We start from the raw sequence: 19,665 nt of genomic DNA, 5'->3' as shown, positions 1-19,665 counted from the left end.
AGAAGCGCTGTGCCCCTGGTCTCTGTCGTGATGCCCGTGTACAACTCGGCAGCGACTCTCGGCGCAGCAGTTCGGTCGGTACTCACGCAGACCCACAGCGACCTTGAGCTGCTGGTAACCGACGACAAGTCATCCGACGGATCTATGGACCTACTGATGGAGTTCGCCCGGCAGGACAAGCGCGTCCTGCCGGGATCTGCGCCGGAACAGGGCGGCGCTGCTCGGGCGCGGAACCTTGCCATCGAGCGAGCCCGAGGGGAATACGTCGCCTTTCTCGACAGTGACGACATGTGGCTTCCGGAGAAGACTGAGCGACAGATCGAATTTGCTGCCGCAGGTAGTGCGCCTCTGACGTTCACCTCGTACTTCAAGATGGACGCCGATGACGATGGCGAGAGCACCGACTTCATCCCGAACGGGCGCGTGATCCACGCGCGGGCGCACGTGGACTATCGGGCGATGCTGGTCCGGGACCACATCGGCGCTCTGACCGCCATGTACGACCGCACGGTTCTCGGCACACGGCTGATGCCGGAGATGCGGAAGCGCCAGGACTACGCCCTGTGGCTTTCGATCATGCGTGAGGGCGCTGACGCCCGGGGAATGCCCGAGCCGCTTGCGGTGTACAGGTCCCACCGGACGGGATCGTTGTCCTCCAACAAGGCGTCGCTGGTCCGCTACAACTGGGAGCTCTACCGCGAGCACGAGGGGCTGTCGGTTCCCCGGTCGGCGCGGGCGCTGGCTGGCGCTGCGTGGCAGTCGCTGCGCAACTCGCGGATCTAGGACCCTCGATCGGTTCCGGCCAGAGGGGCACCGCCGACCTACGCGGTACCCGGTTCGGCGGTGCCCCTGTCACGCAGGAACAACTGAAGCAGCAGGCGGCGGTGCTCGGGTGCGATGTCGTGCTGGCCGTCTGCGAGTGCCTCACGGCCGTGAACCCATCGGCGCTGGTTCACGATCAAGAGGTCACCGCACTGGAGCGTGAAGGTGACCTGACCGGCGACCATCTGGTCTGCGAGTTCCCTGGCAGCGCAGGCGTGTGCCTCATCGAGTCCGGACTCGATGAGCATCTTGGCCGTGAACCGGACGAACCCGGAGTCCTCGGACTCGCCGTCCAGGACGGGAAACGGCTTGTACTCCTCGCCCACGTCGGACAGGTCGAAGAAGCCTCCGTAGCTGTACGCCATGTCGGCCAAGAGAGCGCGACTCGATGGCGTCAGCCGCGCTACGGCCTCCCGAGCGTTGGAGAGGATGCTCGCGCCGGCCCCGAGCGGGTCGGGTCGGACGCACAGAAGCGTGGTGTAGTCCGGCGGCTGGGTCGCGTTGACCAGGTCCATGTGGAATGCGTTGTAGCCCGTACCGGTGGACAGGCCGGGGTTGGCATCGAGGTTCGTTCCGATTTCCTTCCACAGCGGCCACCGCCGGAAAGGCTGGAAGGGGATCGCCACCTCGGTGAGAATTGCTGTTGCCAACCGTAGAAGATGCTCCCCGACCCCCAGCGTCCGGGCAATGTTCCCCAGTCGCACCACCGCGTATCCGCCAGTCGTTCCGTTCAGCACGGTGAGAAGCGAATCCCTGAATTCATCGAATAGCGGAGCTGACTCCATTTCGGCTCGATACCACTCGATCGTGGAACATGCCAGAAAGGAGCCTTCTGTGTTCCAAGAAGGAAGCCTGCTTCCGATCTCGATCAGATTCCCTTCCAGTTCCCTCGGCAGGTCGACGAAGCCGTCCCGGTCGGCATCCATGATCTCGGACATCATGTGGTCCCTTCTGCGGATTCACTTCGGTCGGCTGCCGAAGCATTGCTCGCCCTGATGGTCGTTGGCCAAAGCGTGTTGCGAACGTTCGTCGGGTGCGGGGGCGCGAGCCCTCCTCACCGGCGACGCACGGCACCACAGTGCGGCGGGGATCGACCAAGCTCCAGTTCGCCCGAAGGTCGTTCAGCGGTCTCGGCGTTGAGTGGAAACAGTGCACGCACCGTGTCGTGCCTCCCTGATGGACGGCCCGGATCCCGAGCTGCCGGTGAGGGAAGGAAAGCGTCGGCCAGCGCGTGAGGGAAGGAGCGTCGGGGCGGCGTGCAAGCGGATTGCACCCCGTGTAAGCGATGTGCAAGAACTCGCGTTCCGAAGGGTGTCGGCGCGACAATCCCGGTGGCGGAAGGAGGGGAACCGTGGCGTTGGACGACGTACGCCCGATCCGGCACGCACCCTCGATGAGGGAGGTCGTAGCCCGGGACAATCCTGGTGCTGTCGTCAGGCTGGCACGTCTCGCGGCTGAGCTGACCCAGACCGAGTTGGGGGCAGCGACCGGATACACGGCGGCTTCGATTTCCCGCATGGAGCGGGGCAAACAGCCGATGCGGGACATGGTCCTGTTACGGCGCATCGCGGAAGTGCTCGGCATCCCGCCCCAACTGCTCGGTCTCGCCCCGCGACACACCCCGCCCGGGGTGTACGAGTCGGCCGTCCACCCACCCGGCCCGGCAACTAGGGTGGACGGAACACCGCCGTCAGGCGAAGAGGGTGAGGACTCAGTGCGACGCCGGAATCTCCTGGCCGGGCTGGCCACGACCACCGCGAGCACGGTTCTCGGCCCGGCTCCGGCCTCGTCCCGGGCGACCTTGTCCGGGCTGGAGGATCTGCTCCTGCACCGGGACGGACCGTCCGTCGGTGTCGAACCCACCCCGAAGTCGGTGGCTGCAGCCCTCGCCGCTTCCCAGCGGGAGTTCGGGACCTGCCACTACGATGCCCTCGCCCGTGCGCTGCCTGCCCGTATCGCCCTGGCCCAGGCCCTGGGTCGGCAAGGGGCGGCCGAACAGTCCGCGACCTCCGTCGCCAAGCTGTACAACACGGCCACCCGGCTGTGCATCAAGCTCGGCGAGGACGGCCTGGCTGCCGTCACCGCCGACCGGGCACTGACAGCCGCTCTGTCCGGTGCGGGAGCCCTGACCGTCGCCGAGGCGCACCGCATGGTATCCAGCTCCTGGCGACGGCAGGGCCATTACGCACGCGCCACCGAAGTCGCCGTGGCCGCAGCGCAGCGGCTGACTGAGGATCACATCGCACCGGAGACCGAACGCCTGTCCGTCCAGGGCAATCTGTACGCCACCGCCGCGTACACCGCGGCCAAACAAGGGGACCGGCATGCGGCCCGGGAACTGATCACCGAAGCGGAGAGCAAGGCCGTCCGGCTGGGGCGCGACGGGGAGTCCGGCACCGCCTTCTTCGGGCCCAGCCAGGTTCTCCTGCACCGGATTTCCATCAGTCACCTTCTGGGTGACGCCGGACGGGCGATCGAACACGCCCGAGAGGTCGATGTCCGCCGACTGCCCACTCCCGAACGCCAGGCCCGGTACTGGATCGACGTCGCCCGCTCCTTCGAACAATGGAGCAAGCCCGACCGCTGCTACCGGGCCCTCCTGGCCGCCGAACGGGCCGCCCCCCAGGAAGTGCGTCGCGGCTCCGTGCGCACGATGGTCACCGGACTGATGCGGCACGACCGCACCCTCCCCGGCGTCCGTGCTTTCGCCAACCGCGTCGGTGCACTGAGCTGATCTTCGCGAGTCTGCCGTGGACTCCATCAGAAGAAGGGCCCTCCATCGGCTTTCGTACAGGTCATAGCGGTGTGGTGACCGTCCTCGGCGTACCGCCCGACTCGTCTGCCCCGCAGGGCTTCCGGCCGGCGCGTGCGCCGGCCGGGGCGAAGGGGGCGGAGGCGCCCGGCGGGCCATCGGTTGCTCCGGCCCGAATCGTTGGCCTGATCGTGTCCACGCGCCGGGGGCGCTGCGCCGTGGCGCGCTCGGGGCGTGCTGACGGTGGATGGCCGTCGCTCCAGCAACGATGCAGGTCAAGGCGGTGTGGCCGGGTCACTCCGGAGGGGCGTAGCACCTCGGGGGCGGGCCGGCGTAGGGGTGGGCCGCAGGGGGTGCGCAGGGGTTTCGGCTGGCAAACGCCGGTGTTAATTTCGCGGGGTCTACTGCATGCATATTCGGTCTGTCGGATGTCGAACGCCGCGGCCGAATGCTCTGCTCCAGCGGGGGAGACGGAGTCCTTGGACGCACCAGAGCCGGGAACCCGACGGGAGTCTGCCCCGCCACGGAGAGAAGCGGTGGAAGAGCACGCCGGGGTGCTCATCAGGAGATGAACGCCTGACCACGAGTTCTTGAGGAGCTGGGGTGGCGCCCGAGATTGCGGGAATCGATCAACAGCCCGTCGTTCAGGTCGAGTTGGGGTCATTGACCATAGCCGACTCGCCGAGGCTCGACGGGGAGAGACCGGAGCACGTCCACGCCTTGGCCGATGCCGGGGCCGAACTCCCACCGATCACCGTGCACCGCACGACCATGCGGGTCATCGACGGGGCGCACCGACTGCACGCGGCCCGGCTCCGTGGCCGCAGCACCATCGCCGTGCGGTTCTTCGACGGCGACGAGGCCGAGGCGTTCGTGCTCGCCGTCCAACTGAACGTCACCCACGGGCTGCCCCTGACCCTGGCGGACCGCAAGCGCGCCGCCGAGCGGATCATCGCCTGGCACGCCGAATGGTCCGACCGCAAGGTGGCCATGGTCACCGGCATCTCCCCGGGGACCGTGGCCGACATCCGTCGACGGGTCGTGCGGGAGCCGGAACGGGTGGGCAAACGCGTCGGCCAGGACGGCAGGTTCCGTCCCGTGGACGGCAGCGTCGGGCGCATCCTCGCGGGGCGGCTGCTCACCGAGAACCCCGGGCTGTCCCTGCGCCAGGTGGCCCGGGCCGCGGGCATCTCCCCGGAGACCGCGCGGGACGTGCGCAGCCGGCTCAGCAAGGGCGAGGAGTTGGTGCCCCGGCAGCGGGGCCGACGGACCGAACCGGCCGCCGCCCACCCGGCGCCCCGGGCCCGCGGGGAGTTCGCCCCCCTGGTTCCGGTACGGTCCGCGGGCCGCGGCCGGGCGGTGCCGGACCCGGACCGGGCCGGGCTGGTCAAGCGGCTGAAGGCCGATCCGGCGCTGCGGTTCAGCGACACCGGTCGCAACCTGCTGCGCCTGCTGACCCTGCACACCCTCCAGAACGAGGAGTGGGACGCCATCATCGACAACGTCCCGCCGCACTGCCGCGACCTGGTCGCCGACCTCGCCCGGCAGTTCGCCAGTCTCTGGTCCGACTTCGCGGTGCGGGTGCAGGAGGATGTCGTCCGGACCGGCTGACCCCCGGCCGGCCGCGGTGTCCAAGTGCGCAAACCGCACACTCGGACGGCCCGTGGCGCGCCGGTCCGCCACCCCGGTGTCCGGCCCCGTTCGGCGGGGCCGGACACCGGGGTGGGGCCACGGCCCTACGGCAGGCGAAGGGTGCGCAGGTCACGCGCCTCGGACACGCCGGCGCAGCCGGACAGGCCGAGGGCGTCGTGGAGTTCGGCGGCCAGCAGGTCCAGGACCCGGGCCGCGCCGGCCGCGCCGGCCGCGGCCAACCCCCAGACCGCCGGCCGGCCCACCAGCACCCCGCGGGCCCCCAGTGCCAGCGCCCGCAGGACGTCCGTCCCGCTGCGCACCCCGCTGTCCAGCAGGACTTCGCAGCCGTCGGGCACCCCGCGCACCACCTCGGCGAGCACCTCGACGCCGGGCGGCGCGCCGTCGAGTTGCCGGCCGCCGTGGTTCGACACCACGACCGCGTCGACCCCCTCCGCCGCGGCGCGCACCGCGTCCTCGGGGTCCAGCACGCCCTTGAGCACCAACGGCAGTCGGGTGCCGCGGCGCAGCTCCGCCAGGGTCGACCAGGTCACCGAGGGGGAGAAGGCCCGTCCGGTGTGGACGGCCACGGCGGACCGCCCGGCGGACCGTTCGTGGGCGTCCGCCCCCTCGGCCAGGTGGACCGCCCGCACCCCCTCGGGGAGCGCGAACCGGTTGCGCACGTCCCGCAGTCGACGCCCCATCCACGGCACGTCCACGGTCAGCACCAGGGCCTCGCAGCCCGCGTCCTCGGCCCGGCGGACCAGGTCCCGGGCGCGGGCCGGGTCCCGCTGCCAGTAGAGCTGGAACCAGACGCTGCCGCCGAGCGCCGTCAGTTCCTCCACCGGCACGCTGCTGAGGGTGCTCACCAGGAACGGCACCCCGGCCGCCGCCGCGGCGCGTGCGGTCGCGGCCTCGCCCTCGGGGTGGGCCAGCCGCTGGTACGCCACCGGTGCGACCGCCACCGGCATCCGCACCGGGCGTCCGAGCAGGGTGGTGGCGGTGCTGCACTCTGCGACGTCCCGGAGCACCCGGGGCACCACGCACACCCGGTCCAGGGCGCGCCGGTTGGCGTCCAGGGTGCTCTCCGCGCCGCTGCCGCCGGCGAGGTAGTCCCAGACCTCGGGGGGCAGCACCGAGGCGGCGATGCGCTCGAAGTCGGCCAGGCAGTGGGCCTCGGCGGGGTCCGGCTCACCGCGGGAAGTCACGCTGTCCGGTCCTCTCCGACTCCACCGCCTCGTACAGGGCCTTGATGTTGGCGCTGCCGAAGGTCCGGGCGCCCTGGCGTTCGATGACCTCGAAGAAGAGGGTGCGCCGCGGGTGGGTGGAGGCGGTGAAGATCTGGAAGAGCTGCCCGCCGTGGTCCTCGTCGGCCAGCACGTGGGTGGCGCGCAGGTCGTCGATCCGGTCGCCGAGGTCGATCCGGGCGCCCAGCCGGTCGTAGTAGGCGGCGGGGGTGCTGAGGAAGGTGACGCCCCGGCGCCGCAGCGCGCGCACCGCACGGACCGCGTCGGGGGAGGAGAACGCGAGGTGCTGGACGCCGGCGCCCTGGTGGTCCTTGAGGAACTCGTCGATCTGACCCGCCCGGTGGGCGAGGTCGGGCTCGATCAGGGTGAGGGTGACCGTTCCGGAGCGGCTCTGCACGACCTTGGACTCCATGGCCTGGGCGCCGACCACGATGCGTTCCTCGAAGACGTGCCGGAACCCGAGCGCCTCCCGGTAGAAGTCGACCGTCGGTTGCAGCTCGCCGCTGTTCAGACAGACCGCCACGTGGTCGAGTTCGAGCAACTCCACCTGCTCGGAGCCCGCGTCGGCCGCCTGCGCGGGGACGGCGACGGGCACGAACCCGACCGGGAGCCCCGGCCCTTCCCGCGGGTCCCGCTGCACCAGGGTGTGGACCACGTCCCCGAAGCCCCCGACCACCGTGGTGAGCCGGGTCCGGTCGGCCGGGTGGACCACGGGCCCGCGCAGGACCCGGGCGCCTCCGGCGACCGCCGTCGCGAGGGCCGCCCGCACGTCGGGGGTGCGCAGGGCGAGGTCGGCCACCCCCTCGCCGTGCGCCAGGACGTACGCCGACGCCGGATGGCGCTCCGACACCCCTTCGGTGAGGACCAGGGTGATCCGCCCGTGCCGGAGGGCCGCACTGCGGTGCTCGGACGATTCGCTGGTGCCCACGATCGCGAAGGCGTACTTGTCGATCCAGTCCTGCACGGACGCGTCGAGGTGTTCCACGTACATCTCGACGTAGTCGAGGGAGAGTTCACCGAGCGGATCCGCCTTCTCCACTGCGTCAGGCATGCGTGTCCCCTTCCGGGAATGCGATCGATTTCCCTGAACCATAAGTTCCTCGTCGTGCGTCTGGCCATTACGGGAATTCCGGTGGAACGGACGGTTGGACAGGCGGGGTTGGACGGTTCGTCGATCTTCGGAAATGCGTGACCGGGCGCCACGGGGGCGTGCGACGAGGGGGCGGGCATGGTGGTGGTCTCCCGTGACCGCCGAACGTCGAGCACATGTCCGCGGACCCTGGCGACCACTGTGGCGCATTGCTTAACTGGGCGCCGGATTCTTTTTCGGACGGAGCGCTTTTTCCCGCGGGGGGATGCCACGTGATCCGCACCTTGGCCGTCGTCGGAACGGGACTGATCGGCACGTCGGTGGCATTGGCCGCGAGCGGGCGGGGCGTCACGGTGTTCCTGTCCGACCGGGACCCGGTGGCCGCCCGGACGGCCGCCGCCCTCGGCGCCGGGCTGGCCGAGCCGCCGCCCGCCCCCGTCGACCTGGCGGTGCTCGCCGTGCCGCCGAGCCAGGTCGCGGGCGCCCTGCTGGAGCTCCAGGAGCGGCGGTCGGCCCGGTACTACACCGACGTGGCGAGCGTGAAGGCGGACGCCGAGCAGGTGGTGCTGCGCCGGGCGCCGGAGCCCTTTCGCTTCGTCGGCGGGCATCCGATGGCCGGTCGGGAGTGGTCGGGGCCGATGGCAGCCCGCGGGGACCTGCTGCGCGGCCGGACCTGGGCGTTGACCCCCTCGCCGTTGACCTCCGAGGGCGCGCTGGAGCGGGCCTTGGAACTGGTGTCGCTGTGCGGGGCGGTCCCGGTGGTGACGCGCAGTGCGGCGCACGACGGGGCGGTGGCGCTCACCTCCCACGTGCCGCACCTGCTGGCCAGTCTGATGGCGGCCCGACTGCGGGACAGCACGGCGGGCATGCGGCGGTTCGCCGGACCGGGGGTGCGGGACGTGACCCGGATCGCCCGGGGGGACTCCCGGTTGTGGGGGGACATCCTCCGGTCCAACGCGGGCTCGGTGGTGGGCGTGGCACGGGAGGTGCAGGCGGACCTGGCCCGGCTGGTGACCGCGCTGGAGGCGCTCGCCGATCCGGAGGGCCCGGGGCGGGACGAGGGCATGCGGGTGCTGGTGGACGTGCTGGACCGGGGGATCACCGGGGTGGAGCGCCTCGCCGAGTCCGGGCCCGGGGCGGCCGCCGGGTCGGCGCCGCGCGGGGAACCGCCGGAGGTGTGGGTGGCGGTGCGGGAGCGCCCGGGTGAACTGGCCCGGCTGTTGGCGCTGCTGGGGGACCGGGTGGCCGCCGAGACCGTGTCGGTGGGCGCCGACGGGCCGACCGGGCTCCGCGCCCGGTTCGCGGTACCGCCCGAGTGCGTCGACGCCCTGCTGGACCGGTTGGCGGCCGGGGGATGGTCGGCCGGGCGGGCGGAGCGCGGTGAGGCGGCGCGTCTGACGGCCGGGGCCGGCGGATGACGGGGTGCGCGGGCGGCACGGTCCGCGCGGGCGTGTGCCGGCGGGTGGGTCCGCGGAACTCCGCCGCGGGAATGCGCCGGGCGTTCGCGGTCACCTCGGGAATGGATGAATCATTCACCATGCGAGTTTTTTATTGAATCTTTGAGGGCAGGGCCGGTGGCGGTGGTGCCACTTCGGGCAGAATCCCGACAAACATCCATTGACCGGAACGCCGGGACATGTGCGGGCGTCGGATTCCGGTCGGAGTGCCCGGATGTCGTGTCGTCTTCGTGCGCGTGCGGACGGCGGCGTCCCGGGTTCGTCCGGGATCGGTTCGGAGTTCGGGACGAGGCGTCTATTTCCGGGCGCGGTGGTTACCCTGTGAGTGAGCTGGGAAGGTTCCCGCGCACCACCGGGCCGGCCACCCCCCACACAGGCCCGTTGTTCCGGGTGTGAAAGCGTCTCCGCTTCCGTCCTCCGGGTCGATCACTCTTCGGGAGTCGGGGCCGCCGGAGCCGACAGCACGGACGAGCGTACGGATACGGTACGGGGGATACCTGTGAACCTCGCAGAGCGGGATGCCCACCTTCAGTTACTCGACCGACTGTACGTGCGCTGCACCAACGACCGCGGCTCCGTCGTCCTGGTGGGCGGACCGGTCGGTGCGGGGAAGACCGCCCTGTTGTCGGCCTTCGCCGAACGGGCCGTCGCGCACGGCGCGCTGTTCCTCTCCGTCACCGCCTCGGCCAGCGAACGCCACCACCACCTGGGTCTCGCCGAACAGTTGGTGAACACCCTGCGCACGGCCGGCATGCCCACCGATCCGTTCGCCGACGACGCAGCGGACGGCACGGCTGCCGCGGAGCGTCCGGCGGCGGCCGGGCCGGTGCCGGTGCCGCTGCTCCAACGGCTCTCCCGCGCCGTGTGCGCGTTCGCCGAACGCCGGCCCCTGGTCGTCGGCGTGGACGACGTGCACTTCGCCGACGCCGCCTCCCTGGAGGTCCTCGGCTACCTGGTGCGCAGGATCGACTCCTCCGCCGTGCTCATGGTGATGAACGAGTGCACCGGGCACGACCGGACCCTGGTCGCCCTGCACGCGGAGATCCTCCACCTCGCCCACTGCCACACCGCGCGACTGGCCCGGCTCACCGCGGACGGCGTCGCCGAGCAACTGCGCGAACGCCTGGGCGCCACCCCCTCCGACCAGGAGGCCGAGCTGTGGACGCGGGTCAGCGGGGGCAACCCGCTGCTGCTGCACGCGCTCGTCGACGACCGCACCACCAGCGGCACCGCCCCCGGCGAACCCCAGCCCGGGGAGGCGTACCGCTATGCCGTGGTGCGCTGTCTGCACCGGTGCGCCCCGGGCGCACGGGGCGCCGCCCGGGCCCTCGCCGTCCTCGGGGACTCCGCCGCGCCCGCCCTCGTCGGGGAACTCGTCGGCCGCGACGGCATCCTGGTCGGCGCCAGCATCGCCGGACTGCACGCGGCCGGGCTGTTGGCCGCCAACCGCTTCCGGCACGAGCAGGCACGACTGGCCGTGCTCGCCGACGTCCCGGCCGCCGAACTGCGCGCCCTGCACGGCCGGGCCGCCGAACTCCTCCACGAGGAGGGGGCCCCGGCCGTCGCGGTGGGCAGCCAGCTGATGGCCGCCCACGACTCGGTGCGCACCCCGTGGCGGGTCGAGATCCTCCGGCAGGCGGCCGAGGAGGCGATGCTCGCCGGTGACGTCGTCGCGGCGGTCGGCTACCTCCGGCACGCCACCGGGGTCTGCCCCGACCGGACCAGGGAAGCCCAGGTCATCGCCGAACTCGCCGACGCGCAGTGGCACATCGACCCCGCCAAGGCGACCCGTCACCTCGACCAACTGGTCCGACTGGTCCGCTACGGGATGCTCACCGGGGCCGAGGCGCTGGTGCCGGTCAAACACCTCATCTGGTGGGGCGAGTTCACCCGGGCCGACGCCCTGCTGAAGCAGATCGAGGCCCACGAGGAGCGGAACCCGTCCGCGGTGTCGACCGCCCCCGGGTGCACCGGGGTGCAGCTGGTCCGGTCGGCGCTCGCCCTGTGCGTCCCGGACCCCTCCGATCGGCACGGGGCCTCCTGCGGGCCCCCGGACGGGGCGGCCACCGGCGTCGGGCCGCTGGCCGTTCGGACCTTCCTCGACCTGTCCACCGGGGGGACCGGCGAGGGGGAGGAGGCGCAGGGCGTCGACCAGGTGCTGCGCGGCACCCGCGCCGGCAGTCCGCTGGCCGCCGTCCTCCTCGCCCTCACCCTGCTCATCCAGACCGACCGGTCGGACGACGCCGTCTCCTGGTCGGACCGCCTGTTGGAACAGCGCTGGATCGAGCGGGTGCCGATGCGCCGGGCCATGCTGGAGACGGTCCGCTCGGCCGCGGCCCTGCGCCGCGGCGAGGCCGTCAAGGCCGGCGCCTCCGCCCGCACGGTCCTGCGGCTGGTGGCACCGGCGTCCTGGGGAGTGGCGGTCGGCCTGCCACTGGCCCTGGCCGTCCGCTCCGGCACCGAGACCGGCGCCTACGACACCGTGGTGCCCCTCCTCAACACTCCCGTGCCACCCGGCATGTTCGAGACCCCGTTCGCCCTGCCCTACCTCCAGGCGCTCGGCCGCTACCACCTGGCCGTGGGCCGGCCGCACACCGCCCTGACCCACTTCCGCTCCTGCGGGGAGCTCATGACGAAGTGGCGGATCGACGTCCCGCACCTGGTGGACTGGCGCAACGACGCCGCCACCGCCATGGTCGCCATGGGACGGGTCCAGGAGGCCCGCAGCCTGATGGAGGAGCAGTACCTGCGGCGTGGCGCGGGGCGGCCCGCCGACCACGTCCGGGAATCCGCCGGCGGCGGCGCGACCGTCCCCGCCGCGGTGCCGCAGCACCGCGGGGACCCCCCGGGGCTGCCGGCGGCCCCCCACCACCCGGACACCGGGGACGCCCCGTCCGAACTCACCGAGGCGGAGCGCCGGGTGGCCGCCCTGGCCGCCGGCGGGTGCACCAACCGGGAGATCGCGGGCAGGTTGTTCATCACCATGAGCACCGTGGAACAACACCTCACCAAGATCTATCGAAAGCTCCGGGTGCGGGGACGCAACGACCTCCCCTCCGCGCTCCGGGTCCACGGACTTCCCCCCTGTCTGCCGAACGGCGGCTGAGGACCTCGGGCGGTCGCCCGGCACGGGCCGCAGCGCGTCCAACCGGCGGGCGCTTTCGGTTGGACGACGGTTGTCGCCGGATCGCGAACCGTGTGAGCCTGGCCGTCGAAATCCACGTCGGACGTTCGCCGGGCGATCCCGCGCGGCACCGAACGGCCCGGGCGAACGCGACACCACGGCCTCGGGGAGCACCCATGACCGAACCGGACGCCGAAGGGCGGGACACGCAGGCGCCACCGGCGGCCGAGGCCGCGGACCGCGCACCACGCCGCCCCCTGCACCGGGCCGCACTCCACGCCAGCCTCGCGGACCCGGTGCTCGACACCATGAACTTCCTCAACGAGGTGACCCACCGCTACCCCGACGCGATCTCCTTCGCCCCGGGCCGCCCCTACGACGGGTTCTTCGACCACGCCCGGATCACCGACCACCTGCACACCTACCTCGACCACCTCACCGCCCACGGCGCCACCCCCGCCGACCTGCGCACCGCCCTGTTCCAGTACGGCCCCACCGCCGGTCTGATCCGCGAGGTCATCGCCGACTCGCTGCGCGTGGACGAGGACGTCGACGTCCCCGCACGGTCCCTGGTGGTCACCGTCGGCGCCCAGGAGGCCATGCTGCTGGTGCTGCGCGCCCTGATGCGCGACCCCGACGACGTCCTCCTCGTCGTCACCCCCTGCTACGTGGGCATCACCGGCGCCGCCCGACTGCTGGACGTCCCCGTGGTCGCCGTCGACGAGCGCGAGGACGGGCTCGACTGCGCCGACCTGGACGCCGCGGTCCGCCGCGAACGCGCCCGTGGGCGCCGGCCCCGCGCCTGCTACCTGGTGCCCGACCACTCCAACCCCTCCGGCACCACCCTCGGGTTCCGCGCCCGCGGCGAACTCCTCGACCTCGCCGCCCGCCACGACCTCCTGATCATCGAGGACAGCCCCTACCGCAGGGTGAGTCCCACGGCCGCGCAGCCGACCCTCAAGTCCCTCGACCGCGACCGCCGGGTCGTCCACCTCGGCTCCTACTCCAAGACCCTCTTCCCCGGCGCCCGGGTCGGATTCGTGGTCGCCGACCAGGAGGTGGTCGACGAGCAGGGCCGCACCGGACTCCTCGCCGACGAACTCGCCAAGATCAAGAGCATGGTGACGGTCAACACCGCCTCGCTCAGCCAGGCGGTGGTGGCCGGCGCCCTGCTCGCCGCCGGGGGCCGGCTCTCCGAGCACGCAACGGAGCTCGCCGACCACTACGGCGAGGCCATGGCCACCATGCTCCGCTGCCTCGACGAGAGCCTGCCCGCGCCGCGGCGCACCGCCCTCGGCGTGCGGTGGAACCGGCCCGCCGGAGGGTTCTTCCTCCGGGTCCGGGTGCCCTTCGACGCGGACGAGACGGCACTCGCCCGCTCCGCACGGGAGTTCGGCGTCATCTGGACCCCGATGCGGTACTTCCACCCGCAGGGCGGCGGCGAGCGGGCCCTGCGCCTGTCGGTCAGCCACCTCACCCCCGCGGAGACCAAGGAAGGCGTCGCCCGGCTCGCCCGGTTCGTCGAGACCCTCGCCGAGCAAACGGAACCGGAAGGCCCCGCGGCGGGCACCGACCCCTGAACTCCGCACCGGACCCGTTCGGCAGCCCTTCCCGAACACCGGACCACCCCGGGCCGCCGCGGTGCACCACGGCGAAAGACGACGCACCCACCGGGAAACAGGAATCCGGCGACCCGGAAAGCACTCCGGAGGACGCCGCACCGAGAACCGGAGGAGAAGGAGAACGATGAGCGGCACGACCGCACGACGACCGCGCAGCAGACCGCGCATGTGGGGGTGGACCTTCCGATGACCATCGGCCTCGACGCACCGGCTCCCGCCGGAGGAACCGCCCCGACCCGCCTCCCGGGCCCCCGCCCGCCACGGATCGTCGGCGTGGGAACGGCCACCGCCGGCACCGCCTACTCCCAGCCCGACGTCCTCGACGCCTTCGGGATCACCGACCCCAAGGTCCGCTCCGTCTTCCTCAACAGCGCCATCGAACGACGCCACCTGACCGTCCCCGAGCCGGACGAGCACGGCGTCCGGGTCCCCGAGCCCCAGGGCGACCTCCTCGACAAGCACAAACGACTCGCCGTCGGGATGGGCGCCGAAGCCCTCCGGGCCTGCCTCAAGCGCGCGGGCGCCGAACTGGGCGACCTGCGCCACCTGTGCTGCGTCACCACCACCGGCTTCCTCACCCCCGGACTCAGCGCCCTGCTCATCCGGGAACTGGGCATCGACCGACACTGCAGCCGCTCCGACATCGTCGGCATGGGCTGCAACGCCGGCCTCAACGCCCTCAACGTGGTCGCCGGTTGGGCCGCCGCCCACCCCGGGGAACTCGCCGTGGTGCTCTGCGCCGAAGCCTGCTCCGCGGCCTACGCCTTCGACTCCACCCTGCGCACCGCCGTCGTCAACAGCCTCTTCGGGGACGGCGCCGGTGCCGTGGCGCTGCGCTCCCCGGCACCGGACGACCACCCCGCGGCCACCCCCGAGGGCCCCCGCGTCCTCGCCTTCGCCAGCTGCATCATCCCCGAAGCCGTCGACGCCATGCGCTACGACTGGGACCGAGACCTGGGACGGTTCAGCTTCTTCCTCGACCCCCAGGTCCCCTACGTCGTCGGTGCGCACGCCGAACTCGTCGTCGACCGGCTCCTCGACGGCACCGGCCTGCGCCGCAGCGACATCCGCCACTGGCTGGTGCACTCCGGCGGCAAGAAGGTCATCGACTCGGTGGTCGTCAACCTCGGACTCACCCGGCACGACCTGCGGCACACCGTCGGCGTGCTCCGCGACCACGGCAACGTGTCGAGCGGCTCCTTCCTGTTCTCCTACGAACGCCTGCTCGACGAACGGGTCACCCGGCCCGGTGACCACGGCGTGCTGATGACCATGGGCCCCGGCTCCACCATCGAGACGGCGCTGGTCCAGTGGTGACCGCCCAGGGAGGGACCGACCCCATGCCCACCGTGAAGATCGACGGCACCGCACCCCTGACCGCGGCGTCCGTCGCGGCCCTCGTCGACGTCTGCGACCAGGTCGAGGACCGGCCCGGCACCGGCCCCGTGATCGTCCGGACCGCCGGGAGCCCCGGCCCCGACTGGACCGCCGGCCTGGACGTCGCCCTGGTCACCAAGTGGGAACGCGCCCTGCGCCGACTGGAACGCCTGCCCGCCCCCACCGTGGCCGTGGCCAGCGGCGACACCGGAGGCCCCGCCCTCGACGCCTTCCTCGCCGCCGACGTCCGCCTCGCCACCCCCGACACCCGACTGCTCGTCGTGACGGACGGCGAGGCGACCTGGCCCGGCATGGCCGCCTACCGGCTCGTCCAACAACTGGGCACCGCCCGGGCCCGGCGCGCCGTGCTCTTCGGCGCCCCGGTGCCCGCCGAGGACGCCCTGGACCTCGGACTCCTCGACGAGGTCACCGACGACCCCGACACGGTCCTCACCGACCTGACCCGGCTCGCCGCCCGGCTCACCGGCAAGGAGTTCGCCATCCGCCGCCAACTCCTCTTCGACGCCGCCACCACCGCCTTCGAGGACGCCCTCGGCTCCCACCTCGCCGCCTGCGACCGGGCGCTGCGCCGCACCACCGCGGACGCCCCGTGACCGGGCCCCGCCCGCCGCGCGAAGCGGCCCCCGAGGGCTGGACCGCCCTCGCCGACGCCGCCCGGCGCGTCGACGACCTGATCGCCCGCCTGCCCGACCCCGCCGACCGCACCGCCGGGCAACGGGCCCTCGTCGAGGCGGCCAAGGACCGGGCCCGCTCGCACCGCGTGCGCTTCCTGACCGCACACGTCGACACCGTCTACGACCGGCTCACCGAGGACCGCACCCGCGACCTGCGCCTGGACGAACTGGTCACCGAGGCCGGCAAGGAGTACCCGGGGCTGCTCCCCACGGAGGAGCACCTCGCCGGCGAACGCGGCCGGGTCCAGGCCGACAAGGAGGGCCACGAGATCGACCAGGGCATCTTCCTGCGGGCCGTCCTCGCCTCCCCGAACGCCGGCCCCCACCTCCTCGACGCGATGCTCCGCCCCACCCCGAGGGCCCTGGCCCTGCTGCCCGGCTTCCGGGACCGCGGGACCGTGGAGACCGACGCCGTGCGGCTGGAACGCCGGGACGGCGTCGCCCATCTGACGCTCTGTCGCGGCGATCGTCTCAACGCGGAGGACTGCCGCCAGGTCGACGACATGGAGACCGCCGTCGACCTCGCCCTGCTCGACCCCGAGGTCCGGGTCGGCCTGCTGCGCGGCGGCCCCATGACCCACCCCCGGTGGCGGGGACGGCGCGTGTTCAGCGCGGGCATCGACCTCAAGGAGCTCAGCACCGGCGGGATCACCCTGGTCGGCTTCCTGCTCCGCCGCGAGCTCGGCTACCTCCACAAGATGGTGCGCGGGCTGCGCACCGACCCGACCGGCCCGACGGGTTGGCGCACCCCGCGGCTGGAGAAGCCCTGGGCCGCCGCCGTGGACGGCTTCGCCATCGGCGGCGGCGCCCAAGTGCTCCTGGTCTGCGACCACGTGACCGCCGCCGCCGACAGCTACCTCAGCCTGCCCGCCGCCCAGGAGGGCATCATCCCGGGCGCGTCCAACTTCCGCCTGGCCCGTCAGGTCGGTCCGCGCCTCGCGCGCCAACTGGTCCTCGGGGGACGCCGGCTGCGGGCCGCCGAACCCGACGCCCGACTCCTGGTCGACGAGGTCGTCGAGCCCCCGGACATGGACGCGGCCGTCGACCGGGCCGTGGCCCGCCTCGCCGGGGACGCCGTCCTCACCAACCGCAGGATGCTCCTCCTCGCCGAGGAACCCGTGGACGCCTTCCGCGCCTACCTGGCCGAGTTCGCGTTCCAACAGTCCCTGCGCATCCACGGGGAGGACGTGCTGCACAAGGTCGGCCGGTTCGCCGCGGGCACCCGATGAGCGGCGCCCGCACCGCCGGCACCAGGACGGGGGCGCCCCCGCGGCCGCCGCCGGCAGTCGCGGATGCGGCCCGGTGGCGGACCTCGCCGGGAGCGTTCACCGCCCCGCACGCCGGGGAAGAACGCCGTAGGACCGACCGCTGACCGCGTCGGGCGGCCCGCTCCCGCCCGGGGCGGCGGCCCGCGCCGCTGGGGCGAACGGCGCCCGGTCGACGCGGCGACCGCCGGCACCACCACGGCCGGCAGGAAGGAACGGACCATGCCGCGCGCGCGGATCAACGGGATCGACCTCGCCTACGAGGTCCACGGCACGGGGGAGCCGGTGGTGCTGGTGTCCGGCACCGGCAGCCCGGGCCGGGTCTGGCGGACCCACCAGGTGCCCGCCCTGAAGGCCGCCGGTCACCGGGTGATCACCTTCGACAACCGGGGCCTGGCCCCCGACGAACCCGGCCAACGCAGGTTCACCCTGGACGACATGGTGGCCGACCTCGCCGGGCTGATCGAACACCTCGGGGCGGGCCCCTGCCGGGTGGTGGGACACTCACTGGGCGGCATCCTCGTCCAGGAACTGCTGGTGGCCCGGCCCGAACTCGTCCGCCAGGCCGTCCTGATCGCCTCCGGCGGACGGACCGACGAGGTGGTCCGGGCCATGGCCGCCGCGGACCTCGCCCTCGCCGACAGCGGGATCACCCTGCCGCCCGTCTACGCGGCCTTCGTGACGGCGCTCCAGAACCTCTCCCCGCGGACCCTCAACGACGGGGCGCTGCTGCGGGACTGGCTGACGGTCTTCGAACTGCTCGGGGTCGACCCGGCCGCGGTGCGCGGACAGTTGCCGGTGGGCCAGATCCCCGACCGGCTCCCCGCCTACCGGACCGTGCGCCGCCCCTGCCTGGTCGTCGCCTTCCGGGACGACCTCGTCATCCGCCCCCATCTGTCCCGCGAGGTCGCGGACGCCATCCCGGGCGCCCGCTACCGGGAACTCGCCGACTGCGGGCACTACGGCCACCTGGAGCGGCCGGAGGCGCTGAACGAACTGGTCCTCGACTTCTTCGCCGGCCGGGAACCCGGGGTCACGGGCGGCGCGCTCCCCGTGGACGCGGCCCGGGAGCCCGTCCCCGGCCGGCGCTGACCGCCGTCAGCGGACGCCGGCCGCGGCCCGCCCGGGACGGACCCCGTCCGGGGCGGACCCGCGCTCACCGGGGAAGGACACCGTGACGCTGAGTCCGCCCTGCGGCCGGGGCTCCGTGGTCACGGTGGCGTCGTGGGCGGTCGCGACGGCCTGGACGATGGACAGCCCGAGCCCCAAGCCGTCCGCCCGCCGCCCGGTGCGGGTGCCGCCCAGCCGCTGGAACGGCTGGAACAGGGTCTCCACCTTGTCCGGCGGCACCACCGGACCGGTGTTGACGACGGTGAGCACCGCGCGCCCGGCCACCGTCCGGGCGCCGACCTCCACCACCCCGCCGGGCACGTTGTACTTGAGCGCGTTCTCCACCAGGTTGACCACCAGGCGTTCCGCCAACGGCCGGTGACCCGAGGCCACCGCCGCCGTCACCGAGGCCGTCAACGCCACCGAGCGGTCCCGGGCGCCGGCCGACTGCGCCTCGACCACCTCTTCGACGAGCTGCGCCAGGTCGAAGGGGTGCCGGACCTCGATCCCGGCGTGGCTGCGGGTGAGGGTGAGCAGGGCCTCCAACAACCGTTCCTGCTGGGCGCCGGCGGCGAGGATGCGCTCGTGCGCCCGGCGCAGGGAGTCCGCGGTCGCCTCCGGATCGGAGAGGGCGACCTGGCCCAGGGCGCGCTGCCGGGCGAGCGGGGTGCGCAGCTCGTGGGAGGCGTTGGCGACGAACTGCCGTTGGGCCAGGAAGGACCGCTCCAGCCGGACCATCAGCGCGTCGAAGGTGTCCCCCAGCTCCTTGAGTTCGTCCGGGGGCCCGTCCAGGTCCAGCCGGCGGTGCAGATGGGTGGCCGAGATGTCCCGGGCCGCCGCGGTGATGGTCCGCAGCGGACGCAGCATGCGCCCCGAGACGATCCAGCCGAGCGCCACGGAGAACAACGACACCACCCCGAGCGCGATGAAGGAGTTCAGCAGCAGCTGCCGCAACAGGTCGGCCCGCTGCTCGATGAGGGCCTTGCTGGCCGCCTTGGTCAGCTGGTCCTTCATGACCACCCGGGCGTCGGGGGTCATCTGCCCCGCCGCGTCCGGGGGCGGCAGCGTCACCGAGTCGTCCGGCGTCTCGATGAAGTTGGTGCTCGACCGCATCGGCGGGTCGCCCAGCGGCGAGTAGCGCACCAACAGGTACGTGATCGCCAGCAGCACCGCCCCCGAGGCCAGGAACAGCACTCCGTGCAGGATGGTCATCTTGGCCCGCACCGTGCGGCGGGAGCCGCCGGACCGTGCGGCGCGACGGGTGGACCTGGCCGTAACCGACATGCGCGTCCTCAACCTCCGGGTGTGCTCGCTGCCCCAGGATGATCCGTTCCCGGTTTCCGCGGGGTTTCACCGGAGCGCACCGGAGCGCCGCCCCGCTCCGCACGCCGGAGTCCGGGACGCCGCCCGCCGGCGCGCGAAAGGCGCACGCGGGAGCGCGAGCGGGCCTGCACGCCCTGGGTGAGAAGGGCCGG

At 72.9% G+C, this 19,665-nt stretch carries 14 protein-coding genes and 1 pseudogene; 11 read left to right on the top strand and 4 right to left on the bottom strand.

The window, feature by feature from the left end:
* The first annotated feature begins 9 nt into the window (after positions 1–9).
* Entirely contained in the window at positions 10–783 is a 774-nt protein-coding gene (locus ABT092_RS24375; protein ID WP_351247318.1) for a glycosyltransferase family 2 protein, read from the top strand.
* A gap of 38 nt (positions 784–821) precedes the next feature.
* Here ABT092_RS24375 and ABT092_RS24370 read toward each other — a convergent pair whose 3' ends face one another.
* The gene (locus ABT092_RS24370; RefSeq protein ID WP_351247316.1) at positions 822–1,763 is read right to left on the bottom strand and encodes a TauD/TfdA family dioxygenase; all 942 of its coding nucleotides are present in this window, start codon (positions 1,761–1,763) and stop codon (positions 822–824) included.
* Positions 1,764–2,107: 344 nt separating this feature from the next.
* On the opposite strand from ABT092_RS24370, the pseudogene ABT092_RS24365 reads away from it, so the two are divergent.
* The 3 genes and pseudogenes from ABT092_RS24365 to ABT092_RS24355 form a co-directional block, all read left to right on the top strand.
* Positions 2,108–2,410: pseudogene (locus tag ABT092_RS24365) on the top strand (helix-turn-helix domain-containing protein); the annotation flags it as partial.
* Positions 2,411–2,536: 126 nt separating this feature from the next.
* Positions 2,537–3,556, top strand: a complete 1,020-nt coding sequence (locus tag ABT092_RS24360) for an XRE family transcriptional regulator (RefSeq protein ID WP_351247355.1) — start codon at positions 2,537–2,539, stop codon at positions 3,554–3,556.
* Positions 3,557–4,237: 681 nt separating this feature from the next.
* On the top strand, positions 4,238–5,185 hold the full coding sequence (locus ABT092_RS24355) for a ParB N-terminal domain-containing protein (protein WP_351247314.1): 948 nt from the start codon (positions 4,238–4,240) through the stop codon (positions 5,183–5,185).
* A 125-nt stretch (positions 5,186–5,310) separates the two neighbouring features.
* On the opposite strand, the gene ABT092_RS24350 is transcribed toward ABT092_RS24355, so the two are convergent.
* Positions 5,311–6,411, bottom strand: a complete 1,101-nt coding sequence (locus tag ABT092_RS24350; RefSeq protein ID WP_351247312.1) for an alpha-hydroxy acid oxidase — start codon at positions 6,409–6,411, stop codon at positions 5,311–5,313.
* Positions 6,395–7,501 carry a 4-hydroxyphenylpyruvate dioxygenase gene (hppD, locus tag ABT092_RS24345; RefSeq protein ID WP_351247310.1) on the bottom strand — a complete coding sequence of 369 codons (1,107 nt, stop codon included), beginning with the start codon at positions 7,499–7,501 and terminating at the stop codon, positions 6,395–6,397. The genes ABT092_RS24350 and hppD overlap by 17 nt, the downstream gene beginning before the upstream one ends.
* 311 nt (positions 7,502–7,812) lie before the next feature.
* Here hppD and ABT092_RS24340 point away from each other — a divergent pair, with 311 nt between their 5' ends.
* The 7 genes from ABT092_RS24340 to ABT092_RS24310 all read left to right on the top strand — a co-directional run bounded on the left by ABT092_RS24340 (position 7,813) and on the right by ABT092_RS24310 (position 18,172).
* The gene (locus tag ABT092_RS24340) at positions 7,813–8,958 is read left to right on the top strand and encodes a prephenate dehydrogenase (RefSeq protein ID WP_351247308.1); all 1,146 of its coding nucleotides are present in this window, start codon (positions 7,813–7,815) and stop codon (positions 8,956–8,958) included.
* Positions 8,959–9,496: 538 nt separating this feature from the next.
* Entirely contained in the window at positions 9,497–12,103 is a 2,607-nt protein-coding gene (locus ABT092_RS24335) for a helix-turn-helix transcriptional regulator (protein ID WP_351247306.1), read from the top strand.
* A 194-nt stretch (positions 12,104–12,297) separates the two neighbouring features.
* A complete protein-coding gene (locus ABT092_RS24330) occupies positions 12,298–13,701 on the top strand; it encodes an aminotransferase-like domain-containing protein (protein ID WP_502968495.1) in 1,404 nt (467 codons plus the stop codon).
* A 228-nt stretch (positions 13,702–13,929) separates the two neighbouring features.
* Positions 13,930–15,060 (top strand): 3,5-dihydroxyphenylacetyl-CoA synthase DpgA, encoded by a 1,131-nt coding sequence (dpgA, locus tag ABT092_RS24325; RefSeq protein WP_351247304.1) that lies wholly within the window; start codon positions 13,930–13,932, stop codon positions 15,058–15,060.
* A gap of 23 nt (positions 15,061–15,083) precedes the next feature.
* Entirely contained in the window at positions 15,084–15,734 is a 651-nt protein-coding gene (gene dpgB, locus ABT092_RS24320) for an enoyl-CoA-hydratase DpgB (RefSeq protein ID WP_351247302.1), read from the top strand.
* Complete coding sequence (dpgC, locus tag ABT092_RS24315) at positions 15,731–17,044, top strand: (3,5-dihydroxyphenyl)acetyl-CoA 1,2-dioxygenase DpgC (protein WP_351247300.1); 1,314 nt, start codon at positions 15,731–15,733, stop codon at positions 17,042–17,044. Before dpgB ends, dpgC begins: the two co-directional genes overlap by 4 nt.
* A gap of 258 nt (positions 17,045–17,302) precedes the next feature.
* Positions 17,303–18,172, top strand: a complete 870-nt coding sequence (locus ABT092_RS24310) for an alpha/beta fold hydrolase (RefSeq protein WP_351247298.1) — start codon at positions 17,303–17,305, stop codon at positions 18,170–18,172.
* A 6-nt stretch (positions 18,173–18,178) separates the two neighbouring features.
* Here the strand turns inward: ABT092_RS24310 and ABT092_RS24305 are convergent, their stop codons facing one another.
* Entirely contained in the window at positions 18,179–19,474 is a 1,296-nt protein-coding gene (locus tag ABT092_RS24305; RefSeq protein ID WP_351247296.1) for a sensor histidine kinase, read from the bottom strand.
* Positions 19,475–19,665: the final 191 nt, after the last annotated feature.

It is taken from the genome of Streptomyces sp. NPDC002490 (genome assembly GCF_040296045.1).
GTDB lineage: Bacteria > Actinomycetota > Actinomycetes > Streptomycetales > Streptomycetaceae > Streptomyces.
The sequence above is the reverse complement of the archived record's forward strand: the minus strand, read 5'-3'. Positions and strand labels throughout refer to the sequence as shown.

What these genes read in the sequence shown, in the direction of transcription:
- hppD (WP_351247310.1), bottom strand. Translation starts at nt 7,501, where the DNA reads ATGCCTGACGCAGTGGAGAAGGCGGATCCGCTCGGTGAACTCTCCCTC.
- ABT092_RS24330 (WP_502968495.1), top strand. Translation starts at nt 12,298, where the DNA reads ATGACCGAACCGGACGCCGAAGGGCGGGACACGCAGGCGCCACCGGCG.
- ABT092_RS24310 (WP_351247298.1), top strand. Translation starts at nt 17,303, where the DNA reads ATGCCGCGCGCGCGGATCAACGGGATCGACCTCGCCTACGAGGTCCAC.
- dpgB (WP_351247302.1), top strand. Translation starts at nt 15,084, where the DNA reads ATGCCCACCGTGAAGATCGACGGCACCGCACCCCTGACCGCGGCGTCC.
- ABT092_RS24305 (WP_351247296.1), bottom strand. Translation starts at nt 19,474, where the DNA reads ATGTCGGTTACGGCCAGGTCCACCCGTCGCGCCGCACGGTCCGGCGGC.
- ABT092_RS24370 (WP_351247316.1), bottom strand. Translation starts at nt 1,763, where the DNA reads ATGATGTCCGAGATCATGGATGCCGACCGGGACGGCTTCGTCGACCTG.
- dpgA (WP_351247304.1), top strand. Translation starts at nt 13,930, where the DNA reads ATGACCATCGGCCTCGACGCACCGGCTCCCGCCGGAGGAACCGCCCCG.